This is a genomic window from Nitrospirillum goiasense, assembly GCF_034427435.1.
GTDB lineage: Bacteria > Pseudomonadota > Alphaproteobacteria > Azospirillales > Azospirillaceae > Nitrospirillum.
The window spans coordinates 192,413-210,473 of sequence record NZ_JAXQNP010000003.1; the positions used below are offsets into that span (position 1 = coordinate 192,413).

Annotated in this window: 18 protein-coding genes; 6 read left to right on the forward strand and 12 right to left on the reverse strand. The window is 69.0% G+C overall.

Features of this window, described 5'->3' with window-relative positions:
* The first annotated feature begins 151 nt into the window (after positions 1-151).
* Positions 152-844 carry an alpha/beta fold hydrolase gene (locus ULB03_RS15190; RefSeq protein ID WP_322483984.1) on the forward strand — a complete coding sequence of 231 codons (693 nt, stop codon included), beginning with the start codon at positions 152-154 and terminating at the stop codon, positions 842-844.
* A 62-nt stretch (positions 845-906) separates the two neighbouring features.
* Here ULB03_RS15190 and ULB03_RS15195 read toward each other — a convergent pair whose 3' ends face one another.
* The 4 genes from ULB03_RS15195 to ULB03_RS15210 form a co-directional block, all read right to left on the reverse strand.
* Positions 907-1,137, reverse strand: coding sequence for a hypothetical protein (locus ULB03_RS15195; RefSeq protein ID WP_322483985.1), 231 nt, complete (start codon positions 1,135-1,137; stop codon positions 907-909).
* A 101-nt stretch (positions 1,138-1,238) separates the two neighbouring features.
* On the reverse strand, positions 1,239-1,937 hold the full coding sequence (gene plsY, locus ULB03_RS15200) for a glycerol-3-phosphate 1-O-acyltransferase PlsY (protein ID WP_322483986.1): 699 nt from the start codon (positions 1,935-1,937) through the stop codon (positions 1,239-1,241).
* Positions 1,937-3,235, reverse strand: coding sequence for a dihydroorotase (pyrC, locus tag ULB03_RS15205; protein ID WP_322483987.1), 1,299 nt, complete (start codon positions 3,233-3,235; stop codon positions 1,937-1,939). Before pyrC ends, plsY begins: the two co-directional genes overlap by 1 nt.
* A gap of 58 nt (positions 3,236-3,293) precedes the next feature.
* A complete protein-coding gene (locus ULB03_RS15210; RefSeq protein ID WP_322483988.1) occupies positions 3,294-4,232 on the reverse strand; it encodes an aspartate carbamoyltransferase catalytic subunit in 939 nt (312 codons plus the stop codon).
* A gap of 515 nt (positions 4,233-4,747) precedes the next feature.
* Here ULB03_RS15210 and ULB03_RS15215 point away from each other — a divergent pair.
* Entirely contained in the window at positions 4,748-5,800 is a 1,053-nt protein-coding gene (locus ULB03_RS15215; RefSeq protein WP_322483989.1) for a hypothetical protein, read from the forward strand.
* Between the two features lie 43 nt (positions 5,801-5,843).
* Here ULB03_RS15215 and gor read toward each other — a convergent pair whose 3' ends face one another.
* Positions 5,844-7,208, reverse strand: coding sequence for a glutathione-disulfide reductase (gene gor / locus ULB03_RS15220; RefSeq protein WP_322483990.1), 1,365 nt, complete (start codon positions 7,206-7,208; stop codon positions 5,844-5,846).
* A gap of 179 nt (positions 7,209-7,387) precedes the next feature.
* On the opposite strand from gor, the gene ULB03_RS15225 reads away from it, so the two are divergent.
* Genes ULB03_RS15225 through ULB03_RS15235 form a run of 3 tightly spaced genes read left to right on the forward strand, consistent with a single transcriptional unit; the run spans position 7,388 to position 10,545 of the window.
* Positions 7,388-8,500: a branched-chain amino acid ABC transporter substrate-binding protein gene (locus ULB03_RS15225; protein ID WP_322483991.1), complete on the forward strand. Its 1,113-nt coding sequence runs from the start codon at positions 7,388-7,390 to the stop codon at positions 8,498-8,500.
* 39 nt (positions 8,501-8,539) lie between these two features.
* Positions 8,540-9,655, forward strand: coding sequence for a branched-chain amino acid ABC transporter substrate-binding protein (locus ULB03_RS15230; RefSeq protein WP_322483992.1), 1,116 nt, complete (start codon positions 8,540-8,542; stop codon positions 9,653-9,655).
* Between the two features lie 14 nt (positions 9,656-9,669).
* Entirely contained in the window at positions 9,670-10,545 is an 876-nt protein-coding gene (locus tag ULB03_RS15235) for a serine hydrolase domain-containing protein (RefSeq protein WP_322483993.1), read from the forward strand.
* 21 nt (positions 10,546-10,566) lie between these two features.
* On the opposite strand, the gene ULB03_RS15240 is transcribed toward ULB03_RS15235, so the two are convergent.
* Entirely contained in the window at positions 10,567-11,289 is a 723-nt protein-coding gene (locus tag ULB03_RS15240; RefSeq protein WP_322483994.1) for an SCO family protein, read from the reverse strand.
* Between the two features lie 188 nt (positions 11,290-11,477).
* Here ULB03_RS15240 and ULB03_RS15245 point away from each other — a divergent pair, with 188 nt between their 5' ends.
* Complete coding sequence (locus ULB03_RS15245; RefSeq protein WP_322483995.1) at positions 11,478-11,942, forward strand: HEAT repeat domain-containing protein; 465 nt, start codon at positions 11,478-11,480, stop codon at positions 11,940-11,942.
* Between the two features lie 22 nt (positions 11,943-11,964).
* Here ULB03_RS15245 and scpB read toward each other — a convergent pair whose 3' ends face one another.
* The 6 genes from scpB to argS all read right to left on the reverse strand — a co-directional run bounded on the left by scpB (position 11,965) and on the right by argS (position 18,009).
* Positions 11,965-12,621: an SMC-Scp complex subunit ScpB gene (gene scpB, locus ULB03_RS15250; RefSeq protein WP_322483996.1), complete on the reverse strand. Its 657-nt coding sequence runs from the start codon at positions 12,619-12,621 to the stop codon at positions 11,965-11,967.
* Positions 12,618-13,496, reverse strand: a complete 879-nt coding sequence (locus ULB03_RS15255; RefSeq protein ID WP_322483997.1) for a segregation and condensation protein A — start codon at positions 13,494-13,496, stop codon at positions 12,618-12,620. The genes scpB and ULB03_RS15255 overlap by 4 nt, the downstream gene beginning before the upstream one ends.
* Complete coding sequence (locus ULB03_RS15260; RefSeq protein WP_322483998.1) at positions 13,496-14,188, reverse strand: site-2 protease family protein; 693 nt, start codon at positions 14,186-14,188, stop codon at positions 13,496-13,498. The genes ULB03_RS15255 and ULB03_RS15260 overlap by 1 nt, the downstream gene beginning before the upstream one ends.
* 4 nt (positions 14,189-14,192) lie before the next feature.
* Entirely contained in the window at positions 14,193-15,230 is a 1,038-nt protein-coding gene (gene nagZ / locus ULB03_RS15265) for a beta-N-acetylhexosaminidase (RefSeq protein ID WP_322483999.1), read from the reverse strand.
* Positions 15,231-15,243: 13 nt separating this feature from the next.
* Complete coding sequence (locus ULB03_RS15270; RefSeq protein WP_322484000.1) at positions 15,244-16,137, reverse strand: SPOR domain-containing protein; 894 nt, start codon at positions 16,135-16,137, stop codon at positions 15,244-15,246.
* Between the two features lie 117 nt (positions 16,138-16,254).
* Positions 16,255-18,009 carry an arginine--tRNA ligase gene (gene argS / locus ULB03_RS15275; protein WP_322484001.1) on the reverse strand — a complete coding sequence of 585 codons (1,755 nt, stop codon included), beginning with the start codon at positions 18,007-18,009 and terminating at the stop codon, positions 16,255-16,257.
* Between the last annotated feature and the right edge of the window lie 52 nt (positions 18,010-18,061).

An 18,061-nucleotide genomic window follows, 5' to 3' on the forward strand; every position in this document is an offset into this window, starting at 1 on the left:
TGTTTGGACCTATCAATCTTTGGGCGTAGGAACGGCCCGGCACCACTTCTGAAATTCTTCTGACACGCACCCCATTGATCGCGCGTGATATTCCTGGCGCCAGGGGGTATGGATCGCCCGAGGCGTCCAATAAGCGTAAAGGCCAGGAAGTATGACCCCCATCATCCTCATCCCCGGCCTGCTGTGTACGGCGGAGATCTTCGCCCCGCAGGTGGCGGCGCTGTGGCCCCAGGGCCCGGTCACCGTGGCCAATACCCTGACGGGGGAAACGATGGCGGACATCGCGGCCGCCATCCTGGCCGACGCCCCACCCCGCTTCGCCCTGGCTGGCATTTCCATGGGCGGCTACGTCGCCCTGGAAATCTGGCGCCAGGCGCCAGAGCGGGTGGTGAAGCTGGCCCTGCTCAGCACCCAGGCGGTGCCAGACGCGCCGGAACAGTCGGCCCAGCGCCGGGCCTTGGTGGCCCTGGCGCGCAAGGCCAAGTTCAGCGCCGTGCTGCGCCAGGCCACGGCGTCCATGCTCCATCCCCAGCATCGGGACGATCCGCATCTGACGGCGGTCACCCTGCGCATGGGCCTGACGGTGGGTATCGAAGGGCTGGCGCGGCAGACGGCGGCCATCATCGGTCGCCCCGACAGCCGGCCCACCCTGCCCACCATCACCGTGCCGACGCTGGTGCTGACGGGCGACAGCGACCCGCTGATGCCGCTGGAGCGCTCACAGGAGATGGCCGCCGCCATCCCGGGCGCCCGGCTGGTCGTCATGCCGCAGTGCGGCCATTCCTCCACGCTGGAACAGCCGGACGCGGTGAACCAGGCGCTGGTCGACTGGATTACCAGCTGAGCTGACGAGTTAGAGCGGAACGCGATCAGACATGATCGCATCTCGCTCTAAGGCCCCAGGGCTCACCGGCTGTGATGGCCCGGCGTGTCCGGCCGCTTCTTGGCGGCCTCCCGCTCCTCCTCCCGCTTGTCAGCGGCGGGCACGCGCTTGGCGGGCGGGATCTCATGCGGGATGGGCGGGAAGATGTCCGGCGTCGGCGACCGCGCCTCCTCAATGGCCTCCACCACCTCTTCCAGGATGATGTTGCCCAGGATGCTGCCGGTGCCGGCGTCCTTGTTGGTCTTCGTGCTCATCATCGCGTCTCCTCGGGGGGCTATCCTTCAAATAAGGATACGCCCGCCAAGGTTCAAACGCGCTGAGCCAAATCAGCAATAGGCCGATTTGTCCGAGCGGCTCAGGTGCCGGTATCGGCAGCGGCCTTCTTCCCCTGGCCGATGCGGGGCTCCGTCCCTGACAGCAGGCGGCGGATGTTGGCGTGGTGGCGAATCCACACCAGCACGGCGATGGCCAAGGCGAGGGTCGCCTCCGCTCCGCCGGCGCCGAACCCGGTGGCCGCCGGACACACCGCCGGCAGGAGCCAGGCGACCAGGGGCGCCAGCGCCAGGGCGACCAGGGCGGAAAGGGACGAGATGCGGAACAGGACGGCAACCAGCAGCCAGGTCAGGCAGGCGATGACGCCCACCGGCCAGCTGGTGGCCAGCAGCACGCCCAGGGCCGTAGCCACCCCCTTGCCGCCCTTGAAACCCAGCCACACCGGGAAGGTGTGGCCCAGCATGGCGCCGCCGCCCGCCACAAGAGCGGCCAAATGCGGCGCATCCGGTGAAGGCAGGGCGCTCATGGCCAGGCAATGGGCGATGGCCACCGCGATGGCGCCCTTGCCGCTGTCCAGTACCAGGGTGGCGGCGGCCAAGGGCTTGTTGCCCGTGCGCAGGACGTTGGTGGCGCCGATGTTGCCGGAGCCGATCTTGCGGATGTCGCCGTAGCCGCCGAGATAGGCCAGCACCAGGCCAAAGGGGATGGAGCCCAGCAGGTAGCCGCCGGCCAACGCCAGCAGCAGGGGGATCAGGGGCAGCGCCGCCGTGTCCATGGGCATCAGGCCGCCAGTTGGAAGACGGTGCGCCCGTCCACCAGGGTGCGCAGCACGCGGCCCTGCACCGGGTGCTTGTCGAAGCAGCTGTTCTTGGACTTGCTGTGCAGCGCCTCCGCGTCCACGCGCCACGGCCGCTCGGCATCGAAGATGACCAGGTCGGCGGCGGCACCGGTGCGCAGGCGGCCCAGGTTCAGGCCCAGCACGGTGGCCGGTTTGATCGTGACGGTGGCCAGGGCGTCCAGCAGGCTCATGTGCCCTTTGTGCACCAAATCCAGCGTCAGGGGCAGCAGCGTCTCCAGCCCCACGGAGCCGAAGGCCGCCTGGGCGAAGGGCACGCGTTTGGCGTCCTGGTTCCAGGGCAGATGGTCGCTGGTGATGCAGTCGATGGTGCCATCGGCGAGCCCTTCCACGATGGCCTGGCGGTCGTCCTCGGTGCGCAGCGGCGGCGACAGCTTGAAGAAGGTGCGATAGTCGCCGACGTCCCGCTCGGTCAGGGTGAAGTACGGCGGGGCGGTGTCGCAGGTGACCTTCAAGCCCTTGCGCTTGGCGGCGCGGATGACGGCCACGGACTCGGCGGTGGAGATGTCGGCCGCGTGATAGCGGCCGCCCGTGGCCTCCACCAGGCGCAGGTCCCGTTCCAGCATGATGACCTCGGCCACGGCCGGGATGCCGGACAGGCCCAGGCGCGTGGCGATCTCACCGGAATTCATGGCGCCGGTGGCCAGGCGCGGCTCCTGCGGGTGCTGCAGGATGGGGCGGCCCCAGATGCTGGCGTAGGCCAGCGCCCGCTGCATGACCAGGGCGTCGGCCACGGCCTTACCGCCGTCGGTGAAGCCCACGGCGCCAGCCTCGGCCAGCAGGCCCATTTCGGTCAGTTCCTTGCCGCCCAGGTCGCGGGTGATGCCGGCATAGGCGAAGACCTTGACCAGCTTCACCTCCCGCGCGCGGCGGGCGATGAATTCCAGGCCCGCCACGTCGTCGATGACCGGGTCGGTGTCGGGCAGGCAGGCCAGGGCGGTGACGCCGCCGGCCGCCGCCGCCTGGCTGGCGGTCTTCAGCGTCTCATTATCCTCGTGCCCCGGCTCGCCCACCTGGGCGCGCAGGTCGACCAGGCCGGGGGCGACGCAGGCCCCGTCCGCGTCGATGACCTCGATGCCCTCCGGCACGCCGTCGCGGAATAGGCCGGGGCCGTGGTCGGCGATCTTGCCGCCGTCGATCAGCAGGGAGCCGCGCTGGTCCAGGCGACTGTCCGGATCCAGCAGGCGGGCGTTCAGGATGGCGGTGCGGGCGTGTGTGGCCATGGGGATGGTCCCGGAAGAGCGAGAGGCGGTAAGGCGGGGCGGAGACGGGACGGCGGCGTCAGGCCGGGTCGTTGCGGCCGTGCTGGGTCAAGAGATCCAGGCAGGCCATGCGCACGGCCACGCCCAGTTCCACCTGCTGCAGGATGACGCTGCGGTTGATGTCGTCGGCCACCAGGCTGTCGATCTCCACGCCGCGGTTCATCGGGCCGGGGTGCATGATCAGGGCGTCCGGCTTGGCCGCCGCCAGCTTCTCATAATCCAGGCCGAAGAATTGGTAGTACTCCCGCACCGAGGGCACGAACTGGCCCTGCATGCGTTCCAACTGAAGACGCAGCATCATGACGATGTCGGCATCCTTCAGGCCGGTGGCCATGTCGTGATGGACCTCCACGCTCAGCTCACCGATGGCGCGGGGCAGCAGGGTGGGCGGCGCCACCACGCGCACACGCGCCCCCATGATGTTCAAGAGCTGGATGTTGGAGCGCGCGACGCGGCTGTGCAGGATGTCGCCGCAGATGGTGACGGTCAGCCCGTCCAGGCGCCCCTTGTTGCGGCGGATGGTCAGGGCGTCCAGCAAGGCCTGGGTCGGATGCTCGTGCGCGCCGTCACCGCCGGAGATGACGGCGCAGTTGACCTTGTCGGCCAGCAGCTTCACCGCGCCCGACTCCGGATGCCGCACCACCAGCACGTCCAGGTGCATGGCGTTCAGGGTGGTGGCGGTGTCCAGCAGGGTCTCGCCCTTCTTCACGCTGGAGCCGTCGACCGACATGTTGATGGCGTCGCCACCCAGCCGCTTGGCCGCCAGCTCAAAGCTGGTGCGGGTGCGGGTGGAGTTCTCGAAGAACAGGTTCACCACCGTCTTGCCGCGCAGCACGTCCGACTTCTTGTTGGGGCTGCGGTTCTGTTCAACGTAGGTGTCGGCCAGATCAAGGATGGTGTTGATCTGGGCCTGGCTCAGGCCTTCGATGCCAAGCAGGTGCCGGTGCGGAAAGCGCATGGGATCCCTAGGGCGGTCAGAGGGGACGGATCGCCTCCCGCACGGGGGACGCCGCCGTATCGGGGGCGGACTATGGCCCTGCCGCCGCCGGCAGGCAAGGACCGGATGGCTGCCCGGCGACGCACGCAGCCCCCAGCCCACCACCCGCATCGAAAGGTTGATCTCCACCACCATAAGCGATGAATTGTGACAAATACTTATATTGCATTTTATCTAATCCAGCAAGATAACATCAAATTGTCACGAAACCGGAGCGCTTCGATCCCGCCATTTATTTAATACTTTACTATAAGCTGGCGCGATTTATCCTATGCGTTACATGGGGGATGGCAGGCCCCTGCCCTTAAACGGCCGTCCACCCAGATGGCGGACCGCATTACGGCTTTGAGGACGACCATATGCCGCTTGCTGTCCAGGACGCGCCCCCGAGGGCTGAACAGGGTGGCCGCCCACCGACGGCCCAATCCCCTTCTTTGATGCGCCCCTTGTCGCTGGATCCGCCGCGCGCGGATGGCATGTCGCATGCCGCCGCCGATGGCCGGGACACCGGCGCCTGGTCGGACGAAACCGACGCGTTGCACCTGTTGCCCCTGAATGTCCTGCCACTGACCGTCAGCGGCTTGAAGCGGGCGCGCCTGGTAAAGACGGCGCGCCTGGAAACGATGGTGGAGTTGTTCCGGGACGCCCGCGCCGGCACCGGCCTGATCCAGATCGAAGGACTGGGCCGCGAATTCATCGCCGACAAGACGGCGCTGGACCGCGACATGGCCCTGCTGCTGAAGCTGGGGGCCATCGCCTCCTTCGACGTCTATTCCCTGCGCATCGAATTGCGCGCCCTGGGAATCGCGGTCGATGAGCATCAGCACCTGGTCCTGTCACCGGAAAAGCAGGAGGAACTGACCCACTACATGCAGGGCTTCACCCGCCCCCTCCTCCGCCGTGTCTATGGCGAGCAGGCGGCGCGGGTGGAGAACATGGGCGACCTCACGGCGCTGCTGTCCAGCCCGGACCGGGAGGAGACGCTGGCCAACCTGCGCCATATCGCCGGCCGGCTGGGGCTGAAGCTGACCGAGATCCCGGAATTCCTGGCGCAGTATGGCGACATCTTCCTGTCCATCGCCTATTTCCGCAGTTGCCGCGACGGGGCCCATGCCCTGTTGCAGGAACTGGGGCGCTGGCTGGCGGACCTCAAGCGCACCCCGCTGGTGCAGACCGACAGCGCCGCCCAGCGCATGATCACGATAGTGGACACCAGCCTGGACTCCATCATGGCCCAGTTGGAGGGATGCTTCCGCAGTTTTGACCGCATGACGCGGCAATTGTGGGACGACCTGTCGGCCGACGGCTTCCAGGCCATGCGCCGGGAGATCGAGGCGCACCACACCGGGGTCGGCGCCCTGTGCTGCGGCCTGGCGGTGAAGCTGGGCGGCTGGAAGCGCGCCTTCCCCACGGCCGGCCGGGGGGCCCCGGGGCAGAAGCTGGACTGGCTGCGCCAGGAGATGATGCCCGGCTTGGCGGATCTGGTCGAAATCGGGCTGAAAGCGAATCAGCGTCCCCCGGCGGCCTGACGGCAACCACCGGGGGCCGGCTTGTGGATCGCGGCGCCTCAGGTCACGCCGGATCCGGCACTTTCGTCCGCAACGTCACGAACTCCTCCGCCGCCGTCGGGTGCAGGCCGATGGTGCTGTCGAACACGGCCTTGGTGGCGCCGGCGTTCATGGCCACGGCCACGCCCTGGATCATCTCCGGCGTGTCGTCGCCCACCAGGTGGCAGCCCACCACCCGGTCGCTGGCGCGGTCCACCACCAGCTTCATCAGCATGCGCTGGTCCCGGCCGGAGAGGGTGTGCTTCATGGGTTTGAAGTTGGTGCGGTAGATGTCCACCGCCGGATAGACCGCCCGCGCCTCCGCCTCCGTCATGCCGCAGGTGGCGACGGGGGGGATGGAGAACACGGCCGTCGGGATGTTGAGATAGTTCACGCTGCGCGGCTTGTTGCCGAACAGGGTGTCGGCCAGCACATGGCCCTCGGCCGTCGCCACCGGCGTCAGGTTCACGCGATCGGTCACGTCGCCCAGGGCATAGATGTTGGGCACGGTGGTGCGATACTGGTCGTCTACCTTGATGGCGCCGCGCTCGTCCAGCTCCACGCCCACGCGCTCCAGCCCCAGGCCGCGCACGTTGGGCCGGCGACCGGTGGCGTAGAGCACCGCGTCCAGGTCCAGCATCGTGCCATCCGAGAGGGTGGCGCGCAAGCAGCCGCCGGCCTTCTCCAGGCGCTCGATGGTGGTGCGGGGCCGCAAATCCACCCCGGCCTTGGCCATCTCGGCATCCATGAAGTCGCGCACGTCCTCATCGAAGCCGCGCAGCAGCTTGTCGCCCCGGTAGATCTGCACGGTGCGGGAGCCCAGGCCGTTGAACACGCCGGCGAATTCCGTGGCGATGTAGCCGGCGCCGACGATGGCGATGTGTTCCGGGCGCTTTTCCAGGTGGAACACCTCGTTGGAGGTGATGGCGTAGTCGCGCACGCCGGGTTTCTCCGGCAGTTCCGGCCAGCCGCCGGTGGCGATCAGGATACGCTCCGCCGTGACGCGCTTGCCGCCCACATCCACCGTATGCTCATCCACGATGGTGGCGCGCGCGTCGAAAATGGTGGCGCCGGCGTTCTCTAGCAGGCGGCGATAGATGCCGTTCAGGCGGGTGATCTCCGCGTCCTTGTTGGCGATCAGGCGCTGCCAGTCATGGTCCTTGGCCTCCACGTCCCAGCCATAGCCGGCGGCGTCCTGGAAGCCGGCCGAATACTGGGCGGCATAGACCAGGAACTTCTTGGGCACGCAGCCGACGTTGACGCAGGTGCCGCCCAAGTACCGTTCCTCCGCCACCGCCACGCGGGCGCCGTGGCCGGCCGCGATTCGGCTGGCCCGGACGCCGCCGGAACCGGCGCCGATGGTGAAAAGGTCGTAATCATAGGCGGCCATGGCCGGATTCCCTGTTGTGGATAGGGGGGATAGGACGAACGGGTGTGCCCAGATGTCGTATCTTTTCTCCTTCGGCGCAAGGGACGCCGTCACGCTGGAAGTGTAGCGCCGGACGCATGTTACCTTGTTGGGGAACAGGAGGGCGGGAGACCGCCGGCGACGACAATGGGGGTTCGGATATGATCCGTATGACGGGCGGCCTCGCGGTCATGGTGGCGGCGGGCCTAGGGGCAAGCCTGATGGCGGGCGCCGCGCACGCCGAGATCAAGCTGGGCCTGGGCGCCCCCTTGACCGGCCCCAACGCGGTGGTGGGAGAGCAACTGCGCCGGGGCAGCGAGCAGGCGATCAAGGACATCAACGCCAAGGGCGGCGTGCTGGGCGAGCAGATCGTGCTGATCCAGGCCGACGACGCCAGCAACCCCAGCCAGGGCGTGGCCGCGGCCAACAAGCTGATCACCCAGGGCGTGGCCGCCGTCATCGGCCATTACAACTCCGCCGTCTCCATCGCCGCCGCCAAGGTCTATTCCGAGGAGGGCGTGGTCCAGATCTCCCCCGGCTCGACCAATCCGCAACTGACGGAGATGGGCAGCCACACCACCTTCCGCACCTGCGGGCGCGACGACCAGCAGGGCGAGGTGGCCGCCCAGTACATCGCCAAGAATTTCCCCAAGGCCCGCATCGGCATCCTGCAGGACCAGACCACCTATGGCCGCGGCCTGGCCGATGCCACCCGCGCCTCCCTGGCCAAGCTGGGCCTGAAAGAGGTGGTGTATGAGGCGGTGACGGTGGGCGACCGCGACATGTCCTCCGTCATCACCCGGATGAAAGACGCGCAGGTCGATTTCGTCTATTTCGGCGGCCTGCATACCGAGGCCGGCCTGCTGGTGCGCCAGATGGCGGAAAAGGGCCTGAAGGCCAAGTTCATGGCCGGCGACGGCATCGTCTCCAACGAGTTCTGGAACATCACCGGCGCCACCGGCAACGGGGTGTTGAACACCTTCGGCGCCGACTATCGCCAGCAGCCCGTGGCGGCGGAGGTTGTGAAAAGCTTCCGCGCCCAGAACTATGAGCCCGAGGCCTATACCCTCTATTCCTACGCCGCCGTGCAGGCCTGGGCCCAGGCGGCGACCCAGGCCAAGAGCACGGACCCGGCCAAGGTGGCGGATGCCCTGCACAAGGGCAGCTTCCAGACCGTGATCGGCCCCCTCTCCTTCAATGCAAAAGGAGATCGCACCACTGCCGATTACACAGTTTACCAATGGCGCGACGGATCCTATACCGAGATCAAATAGTGTGAATTAGCCTCCCCTCGGTTCAGGAATCACAGTCCGATGCGTGCCCCCTCCTTCGCCCGTGCCGTCGTCCTCGCCCTGCCCCTGCTGTCGATCAGCCTGCCCGCCCTCGCGGACATCAAGATCGGTGTCGGTGTCCCCTTGAGCGGGCGCCTGGCGGCGGTGGGCACCCAGCTGCGCCGGGGTGCCGACCAGGCCGTGGCCGACATCAACGCCAAGGGCGGCGTGCTGGGGCAGAAGCTGGTGGTGGACGCGGTGGATGATGGCGGTGAACCGACGCAGTCCGTGGCCGCCGCCAACCGCCTGGTCACGGACCGCGTCGCCATGGTCATGGGCCACATGACCACCGGCACCACCATGCCGGCGGCCCAGGTCTATGCCGATGAGGGCGTCATCGTCATCACCCCCAGTTCCACCAGTCCGGAACTGACCGCCCAGGGCTGGGACACGCTGTTCCGCACCTGCGGCCGGGACGACCAGCAGGGCCAGGTCATCGGCGCCTATCTGGCCGACCACTACAAGGGCGGCAAGATCGCCATCGTCGACGACCAGACCACCTACGGCAAAGGCTTGGCCGACGCCGTGCGCGCCACGTTGAAGGCCAAGGGCGTGGCCGTGGCCCTGAACGGCACGCTGACCGCGGGCGAGAAGGACTTCAGCAGCATGGTCACCCGCCTGAAGTCGGCGGACGTGGACGCCGTGTTCTACGGCGGCCTGTACCCGGAGGCGGGTTTGCTGGTGCGCCAGTCGCGCACCGCCGGCCTGAAGGCGGCCTTCCTGGCGGGCGACACCCTGGCCAGCGATGAGTTCTGGACCACTGCCGGCACCATGGGCGAAGGGGTCATGATGGCCTACAACGCCGACGTGCGGCAGAGCCCCGCCGCCAAGGAGGCGCTGGAGAGCTTCCGCAAGAACGGCGGGGAGCCCAACATCTTCTCACTCTACTCCTACGCCGCCGTCCAGGTCTGGGCCCAGGCCGCCGCCAAGGCGGGCAGCACCGACCCCAAGAAGGTGGCCGCCGTCCTGCACAGCGGCCAGGAGTTCATGACCGCCGTCGGCCCCGTCTCCTACGACGCCAAGGGCGACCGCAAGCAGAACGACTACGTCATCTACGCCTGGCACAACGGCGCCTACGCCCCGCTGGCTAAGCCGTAAGGAACCGCTTGGAAATGACCCTGGAGTCGGTGGCGCTGATTGACGAAGACGGAACCGTCACAGTCAGTGGCGTTGCCGCCCCGGTCCCGTGGTGGAGCGTCACGAAAACAGTCCTGGCGATCGCGGCGCTACGCCTGGTCGAGGATGGGGCGCTTTCCCTGGATGCGCCGATCGCCGGCGAGGCCTTCACACTGGCGCAGCTCTTGCGGCACGAGGCCGGCCTTCCCGACTATGGCGGCGTGGCCCGCTATCATGAGGATGTCCGCGCGGGCAAATCACCGTGGCCGGTTGGACGCCTTCTCCAGGCTTTGGATACGCGGCGGTTACGCTATGAGCCCGGGAACGGCTGGGCGTATTCCAACATCGGCTATCTCAAGGTGCGAGAGCAGATTGAAACCGCGACCGGCCTGTCCCTGGCGGAGGCGCTGGATCGTCTGGTGTTCACCCCGGCGGGATTGACCACAGCACAGGTGGCCACCCAGCCGGGGGATCTATGCGGCGTCCAGATGGGCCCCGAGGGGGAAGGATATCATCCGGGCTGGGTCTATCACGGCCTGGTGACGGGCACCGCCGCCGACGCCGCCCGGCTGCTTCAGGGATTGGTCACCGGCACCCTGCTGCGGCCCGCGACGTTCGCGTCGATGCTGAAGCGCCGCGGCCTGTCCGAACACCGGAACGAGACCTTCAAGGACCCGGCCTATGGCCTGGGCCTCATGCTGGCCGCGGACTCTCCGCTGGACCATCCCATCGGCCACCGGGGCGCGGGCCCCGGCAGCACCATCGCGGCCTTCGCGCATGGCCAAAAGGCGTGCGCAGTCTGGCACGCATCCGCCGAGAATCCGGACCGGGTGGTGGATAGGGTCTTCCGGCGATTGGCCGAGGCGCCCTGAGTTACCGGCACCCTTTCCCGATCAATTCACCGCCACCGGCAGACCCAGCGCATGGCGCACCTTGCCCTCCGCCGTGGCGGGCGGTTCGAAGGGGTTGATGGTGCTTTTCAGGTGGCCATCCGGCCCCATCAGGAAAATGGCGGCGTTGTGATCCATGCCATAGTCGGCGGGATGGGCGTCGGGGGCCAGGGGCGTGCCGTCGGCCGCGACCTTGCGATACAGCACCTTATAGCTCGCGGCGGCCTGCGCCACCTGCGCTGGCGTGCCGGTCAGGGCCGCGATGTGCGGGTTGAAGTTGGCCATGTAGTCCTTCAACACCGCCACCGTGTCGCGCGCCGGGTCCACGGTGATGAACAGGCCCTGCACGCGGTCGGCGTCCGGCCCCAGCGCGTCCAGGATGACGCTCATGGACGCGAGGCCGGTGGGGCAGACGTCGGGGCAATTGGTGTAGCCGAACATGACCATCAGCGTCTTGCCGGCATAGGTCTTGTCCGTCACTGCCTGCCCGTCCTGATCTGTCAGGGCGAAGGGGCCGCCGATGCTGGCCAGGGTGGGAACCGCCAGATCCGGGGATGCTGTCAGCGACCGGCCCACGATGCCCCAGACCCCGATGGCGACGGCGGCCAACACCAGGGCGGGGCCCATCCAGCGCACTAGGCCTGGCCAGCGCACCAGGTCCGGCCAGCGCGACACGGACGGGCGACGGGATGGCGCGGCTTTCCGGGGCTTCGCGGGCCGAGGCATGGACGGGCTCTTGGATGTTTCCTTCGGTGAACCATAGGGAACCTAGGCGCGCCCTGGGTCAAGCCTCGCGCGTGCCGCGGGAGGGGTCCCGTGAGGCGCAGCCCTTTACAATGCCCTGTGGCGAGACTATGCCACGGGCGACGCGGGGGCACGCCCCCACCCGCCCGGCTGGAATAAGGATGCGCAGGATGGCCAAGGATTACATGCCCCCGTCGGAGTTCCTGCGGGACCTGATTGACGAGGATGTGGAGATCGAGGCCGACGACACGGCCACGGTCAAGCGCCTGCTCTCCTTCTTCAAGGACGCAGACGCCGCCAACCGCGACTGGGCGGTGTTCCTGCTGGGGCAGTCGGAGGTGGACACCAAGGCCGTGCGGGACGCCCTGATCGGCGCCTTGAACGATGAGGATGACGGCGTGCGCGCCGAGGCCCTGGTGGCCCTGGCCCAGCGCGACGGCGACCTGGCCCGCCCCCATGTGCTGGAGGCGCTGAGCGCCGAGGGCGTCTACCCCACCGTGTTCGAGGCGGCGGCGCTGTGCGCCCATCCCGACCTGATCAAGCCCTTGCGCGGCTGGCTGAAGGCCACCGGCGACAAGGAGGTGGACCAGATGGTGGCGGAGGCCGTCGCCGCCTGCGAGGCGAGCGCGCGGTGACGCGCTGGCGGCCCCTGAGCGCCTAATCCTCCGCGCTATCCTCCACCGCCCTGGGCAGGGCGGCGTCATCGCCACCGCGTGAGAACAGGGTGGTGATGGCGGGGCGGGCGTCCAGCAGGCCGGCGGCGCGCAAGTCATCCACGCCGGGCAGGTCGCGCAACGATTCCAAGCCGAAATGATCCAGGAAAGCCGGCGTGGTCAGCCAGGTCAGGGGCCGGCCCGGCGTCTCGCGCCGGCGGCCCGGCTTGATCCAGCCCGCTTCCATCAGGATGTCCAGCGTGCCCTTGCTGGTGGCGACGCCGCGGATGCTTTCGATCTCCGCCCGGGTTACCGGCTGGTGATAGGCGATGATGGACAGCGTCTCCACCGCGGCGCGGGACAGGCGCGAGGTCACCTCCGTCTCGCGCTGCAGCAGGGGCGCCAAGTCCGGCGCGGTGCGGAAGGCCCAGCGGCCGGCCGCCGCCACCAGGTGCACGCCGCGATGGCTGTAGTGGGCCTGCAACTCATCCAGGATGCCGCGCAGGTCGGCCGCCGGCCCCAGGCGGGCGGCCAGGGCGGCCTCCTCCACCGGCTCGGCGGAGGCGAACAGCACCGCCTCGACCAGGCGCAGCTGCTCGGCCCGGCGGTCGAAGCCCTCCTCCTGGTCGGCAGGCGCCTCGGTAACGGTTTCGACGGTCATGGCTCTTTATCCGTGCTCTGGGCCGGCGGCGGATCGGTCCGCCGGACGTACAGGGGGCCGAAGGTACCGTCCTGCCGCACCTCCAACTGGCCTGCCTTGGCCAGTTCCAGCGTGGCGACGAAGGTCGCGGCCAAGGCGGACCGGGCCTTCAGCTTGTCCTCCCGGCTGGTGCCGCCGCCGCGCCAGTCGGGCGGCAGGAAGCGGTCGAGGCGCGTCCAGTCCGGCAAGCGGCCCAGCATGGCCTCCACCCGGCGGATGGCGTCCTCGATGGTGAACAGGTCCACGGGCGGCAGGTGCAGGGGCCCGGTCTTTTGCTGGCGCCGCTTGATGTCGCCATAGGCACGCAGCAGGTCGTACAGCGTCACCTCGGTCACCCGCCGCTCGAACACCGGCAGATCTTCCGGCGCGCCGCGGGGGAAGATGTCACGGCCCAGGCGCGGCCGGGCCATCAGGCGGGCGGCGGCGTTCTGCATGGCCTCCAGCCGCTGCAACTGGAAGGCCAGGGCCTGGGCCAGTTCCTCGCCCGTCGGCTCTTCCGTTTCCGGGGTGGGCAGCAGCAGGCGGGACTTGAGATAGGCCAGCCAGGCGGCGGTCACCAGGTAATCGGCCGCCACCTCCAGCCGCAGGCGCCGCGCTTCCTCCACGAAGGCCAGGTACTGCTCGGCCAAAGCCAGGATGGAGATGCGGGTCAGATCGACCTTCTGGTCGCGTGCCAGCGTCAGCAGCAGATCGATGGGGCCTTCGAATTCCCCCAGGTCGACCAGGAGCGCCGGCTCCCCCTCCGCCGCCGCCTCAAGGGCGGGGGCTTCGCTCTGGTCCTGATCGGGCCAATCCGGATCGGGGCCGTCCTGATCGGGGCCTGGGGGTTCGACCATCAGTTCAGTCCTGTCACCGCGGCGATCACATTCCACAGGGCCGTGGTCGGCCACCGCACCAGCCACATGTAGGGGTCGTACGCCGACAAGCCCATCTTATTGAGAAGGTAGGGCAGCAGGAAGAACATCGTCAGCAGGATCATGTTGCCCCGCACCTCCTGCGCCGCGAACCATTGCGCCCGGCGGTAGGGCAGCATCTGCTCCAGCACCTTGCCGCCGTCCAGCGACGGGAAGGGCAGCATGTTCAGCACGCCCAGCATCAGGTTGATCTGGATGCCGGCCACGAAGTTCTGCCCCACCCAGTCGGCGACGGAGGCGGGCAGCAGGAACACGGTGTGCAGCAGCAGGGCGAACAGGATGGCCAGCAGGAAGTTCATGCCCGGCCCCGACAGGAACACCAGGGCCATGTCCCGGCGGGGGCGGCGCAGCCGGCTTTGCACCACCGGCGCGGGCTTGGCCCAGCCGAAGACGAAGCCGGTGAACAGGAACAGCGTGGCCGGGATCAGGATAGTCCCGAACGGGTCGATATGCTTGCCGGGGTTGAAGCTGACCCGGCCCTGGCCATAGGCGGTGTCATCGCCCAGCTTCCAGGCCACCCAGGCGTGGGCGGCCTCGTGCAAGGTGATGGCCAGCACCATGGGGATGGCCATCACGGAAAGGCGAACGATCAGTTCCTGAATGGAGGTGTCCAAGGGGTCAGTCCCAGTTGCCGGCAAGGTCGATAAGGCGGGCGCGCCAGGCGGCGATGGTGGCCGCGTCGGCGTCGGTGTCCTGGTGGGGCCGCCGGGCCTGCGCCCGGGTCCAGCGTTCCTGCGCCCGCGGCGTCAGGGGGGGCACCACGGCGGCGACGGCGGCCATCTCCTCCACCGTGCCGTTACAGTGCAGGGCCACGTCGCAGCAGCCGTCGGCGACGACGGCTGCCGCGCGTTCCGGTCGGGTGCCGGACAGCGCCTGCATGTCCAGGTCATCGCTGAACAGCAGGCCGTCGAAGCCAATCCTCTCCCGCACGATCTTGGTGATCACCAGGGCGGAGGTGCTGGAGGGATGCTGGGCGTCCACGGCGGTGAACAGGATGTGGGCCACCATGCCCGCCGGCAGATGGGCCAGGGCCTTGAACGGCGCAAAGTCGACCGCGTCCAGCGTCGCCAGGTCCGCCGTCACCGTCGGCAGTTCCTTGTGGCTGTCGGCCAGCGCCCGGCCGTGCCCCGGCAAATGCTTCACGATGGGCAGGACACCGCCGGCCAGCAAGCCCTCCGCCTGGGCCCCGGCCAGCAGGGCAACGCGCGCCGGGTCGTGCCCGAAGGCGCGGTCCCCGATGACATCGTGCGCGCCCGCCTGGGGCACGTCGGCCACGGGGGCGCAGTCCATGTCGATGCCCAGCGGCGCCAGCAGGGCGGCCAGAAGCCGGCCGTGCAGCCAAGCCGCCTCGCGCGCCTTGTCCTCATCCGCGATCGCGCCGATCCGTCCCGCCGGCGGCAGGGAGGGCCAGTGCGGCGGGCGCAGGCGGGCCACCCGCCCGCCTTCCTGGTCGATCATGATGGGCGCGTCCGGCCGGCCGACACTGTCGCGCAGCGCGGCGGTCAGGGTGGCCACCTGCTCCGGCGTCTCGCAATTGCGCCGGAACAGGATGAAGCCCAGGGGATTGGCCGCCGCGAACAGCGCCCGCTCCGCCTCGGTCAGGACGGGGCCGGCGCAGCCGAAGATGACGGCCGCCGGAACAGTGGAAGGGGTCATGGCAGGCACCGCCTTAATGAACGGGGATGCAGCCGTCCTTGGCCGCCTTTACCGCCTCGCAGATGCGCTTGGCCTGGGCCTCGTCCACCGGCCCGGACTGGACGCGGTAGTAGATGCCCTTGGCGCCCAGGTCGGCCTTGACCAGCCGCAGGCTGAGCCCACCCAGCACGGCGGCATGCTTGCGCTGGATGCGCTGCATCTCCGCCTCCGCCTGCGGTTCGGACGGGATGGACGCGAACTGCAGCTTGATCGTCCCGCCGCCAGACGTGGCCGGGGCCGGCACCGGCGGGGCGACGGGCTTTTCCACCGGCTTGGGCGTCGGGGCCACCACGGGCTTGGGTACAGCCTGGGGGGCAGGCTGGGGCGCGGTCTGCGCCGGCGATGGCACCAGGGGAGTGGGCGCGTTGGTGGCTGGCACATTGCCCGACACCTGCCCGGCCGGGACCTGGGCAGCTGGCGCCTGGGCGGCCTGCTGGGGTGCCGGCGGCTTGGCCGTGGAGGTGCCGGCGGCTGTCGGAGGCAGCACGGTGGGTGGCACCACAGACGGGGCCTGGGCCGCCGGAGTCTGAGCTGCCGGCGTCTGGGCCGGTGGGTTCTGGGCCGGCGCGGCGGCGGCCTGCTGAGGCGCCGGCTGGCTGGCCGGCGGCGCCGTCGGCCGTTCCATAGGCGCCTCGGGCGGGGGCAGCAGGCGCTCCACGCCCGGATCGGTCTTGTCGGCGCGCAGGCGGTCGTAGATCAGGCGGTCCTGGTTGGGCACGTCCATCCCGCCGGGCGTCTCCGGCTTCACCTTCGTCGGCCCGGGATCGGCGTGGATGATGGGGGCGACCGCCTCCGTCCCCGCCCGCTGGCCCTGGGTGTAGACGAAGTAGATCAGCCCGCCGAAGCTGCCGACAGCCGCGAGGACCACGGCCAGGCTGAGGAACCCGCGCCGCCGGGGGGCGGCTGGCGCCGCCCCTGCCAGTCATAGCCGGGATCGTAGTCGTAGTCGGGGTCGCCGTGATGGTCGTGCATGTCGCTCATGGGGTCAGCGCAGTTCCTCGGCCGGCACCACGCCCATGATGGCGAGGCCGGACGCGATGACCAGGGACACCGCCGTCACCAGGGCCAGGCGGGCCCGGGTCAGGGCGTCGTCACCCTCGATGATGAAGCGCAGGGTGGCGTCGTCCTTGCCCTGGTTCCAGAAGCCATGGAAGGCGGCGGCCAGGTCCTGGAGATAGTAGGCGACGCGGTGCGGTTCATGCGCCTCCGCCGCCGATTCCACGGTGCGCGGCCAGTTCAGCATCAGGCGGATGAGGTCGACCTCCGCCGTGGAGGCCAGGCCGTCGAAGGACACGCCGGCCAGGGCCCCCGCGGACAGGTCCCAATCGGGATGAAGGCTGGCCGCCTGGCGCAGGACGGAGCGGCAGCGGGCGTGGGCGTACTGCACGTAGAAGACGGGGTTGTCCTTGGACTGCTCCGTCACCTTGGCGTAGTCGAACTCCAGCGTCTGGTCGTTGCGGCGGGTCAGCATGATGAAGCGCACCACGTCGCGGCCCACGGCGTCCATGACGTCACGCAGGGTGACGAAGGTGCCGGCGCGCTTGGACATCTTCACCGGCTCGCCATTCTGCAGCAGGTGCACGAGCTGGCACAGCTTCACGTCCAGCGCGGCCTTGCCGTCAGAGATGGCCTTGGTCGCCGCCGCCATGCGCTTCACATAGCCGCCGTGGTCAGCCCCCCACACGTCGATCAGCACGGGGCAACCGCGCCGGTACTTGTCGTAGTGATAGGCGATATCGTTGGCGAAATAGGTCCACGACCCGTCGGACTTCTTGAGCGGACGGTCGACGTCGTCACCGAACTGCGTGGCCTTGAACAGGGTCTGCGGCCGCGGCTCCCAATCGTCGGGCTTCTTGCCCTTGGGCGGCTCCAGCACGCCGACATAGATCAGGCCGGCATCCTCCAGCGCCTTGAACGCCTGGTCCACCGCCCCGCTGTCCACCAGCGCGCGCTCGCTGCTGAACAGGTCATGGTGGATGTTGAGGGAGGCCAGGTCTTCCTTGATGCCCGCCATCATCTGGTCGATGGCGAAGGCGCGCACCGGGGCCAGCCACTCCTCCTCCGGCAGGTCGCGCCACTTGGCCCCGTCCCGCTGGGCCAGGGCCTGGCCCACATCCTTCAGGTATTCGCCCGGGTACATGCCCGCGGGGATCTCGATGCCGGTCTCGCCCAGCGCCTCGCGGTAGCGCAGGTGGGTGGAGCGGGCCAGGACGTCCACCTGGGCGCCGGCGTCGTTGATGTAATACTCCCGCGTGACGTCGTAGCCGGCCTTTTCCAGCAGGGCGGCCAGGGCGTCACCCACCACGGCGCCACGGGCATGCGCCGCGTGCAGCGGGCCGGTGGGGTTGGCGGAGACGTATTCCACGTTCACGCGGGTGCCGTTGCCGGTCGTGCTGGCGCCGAAGCCCACGCCGGCCGTCAGGACGTCGGCCAGGCGGGCGCGCCAGTAGCTGGGCGCCACACGCAGGTTGACGAAGCCGGGGCCGGCGATGGTGACCTCGGTCACGTCCGGCAGGGCGCGCAAATGCGGGGCCAGCGCCTCGGCGATGGCGCGCGGCGGCCTGCCCGCCGGCTTGGCCAGCACCATGGCGGCGTTGGTGGAGATGTCGCCATGCGCCGCCTCGCGCGGCGGCTCCACCGTCACGCGGGAGAGGTCCAGCCCGGCGGGAATGCCGCCGTCGGCCGCCAGGGCCTCCAGCGCGCGGCGGACCAGGGCTTCGAATTCCTTGTAGACGTTCATGGCGTTAGAACCGACAAATCCAAATAGGGACACGTTCGCCGGCCATGGTGAC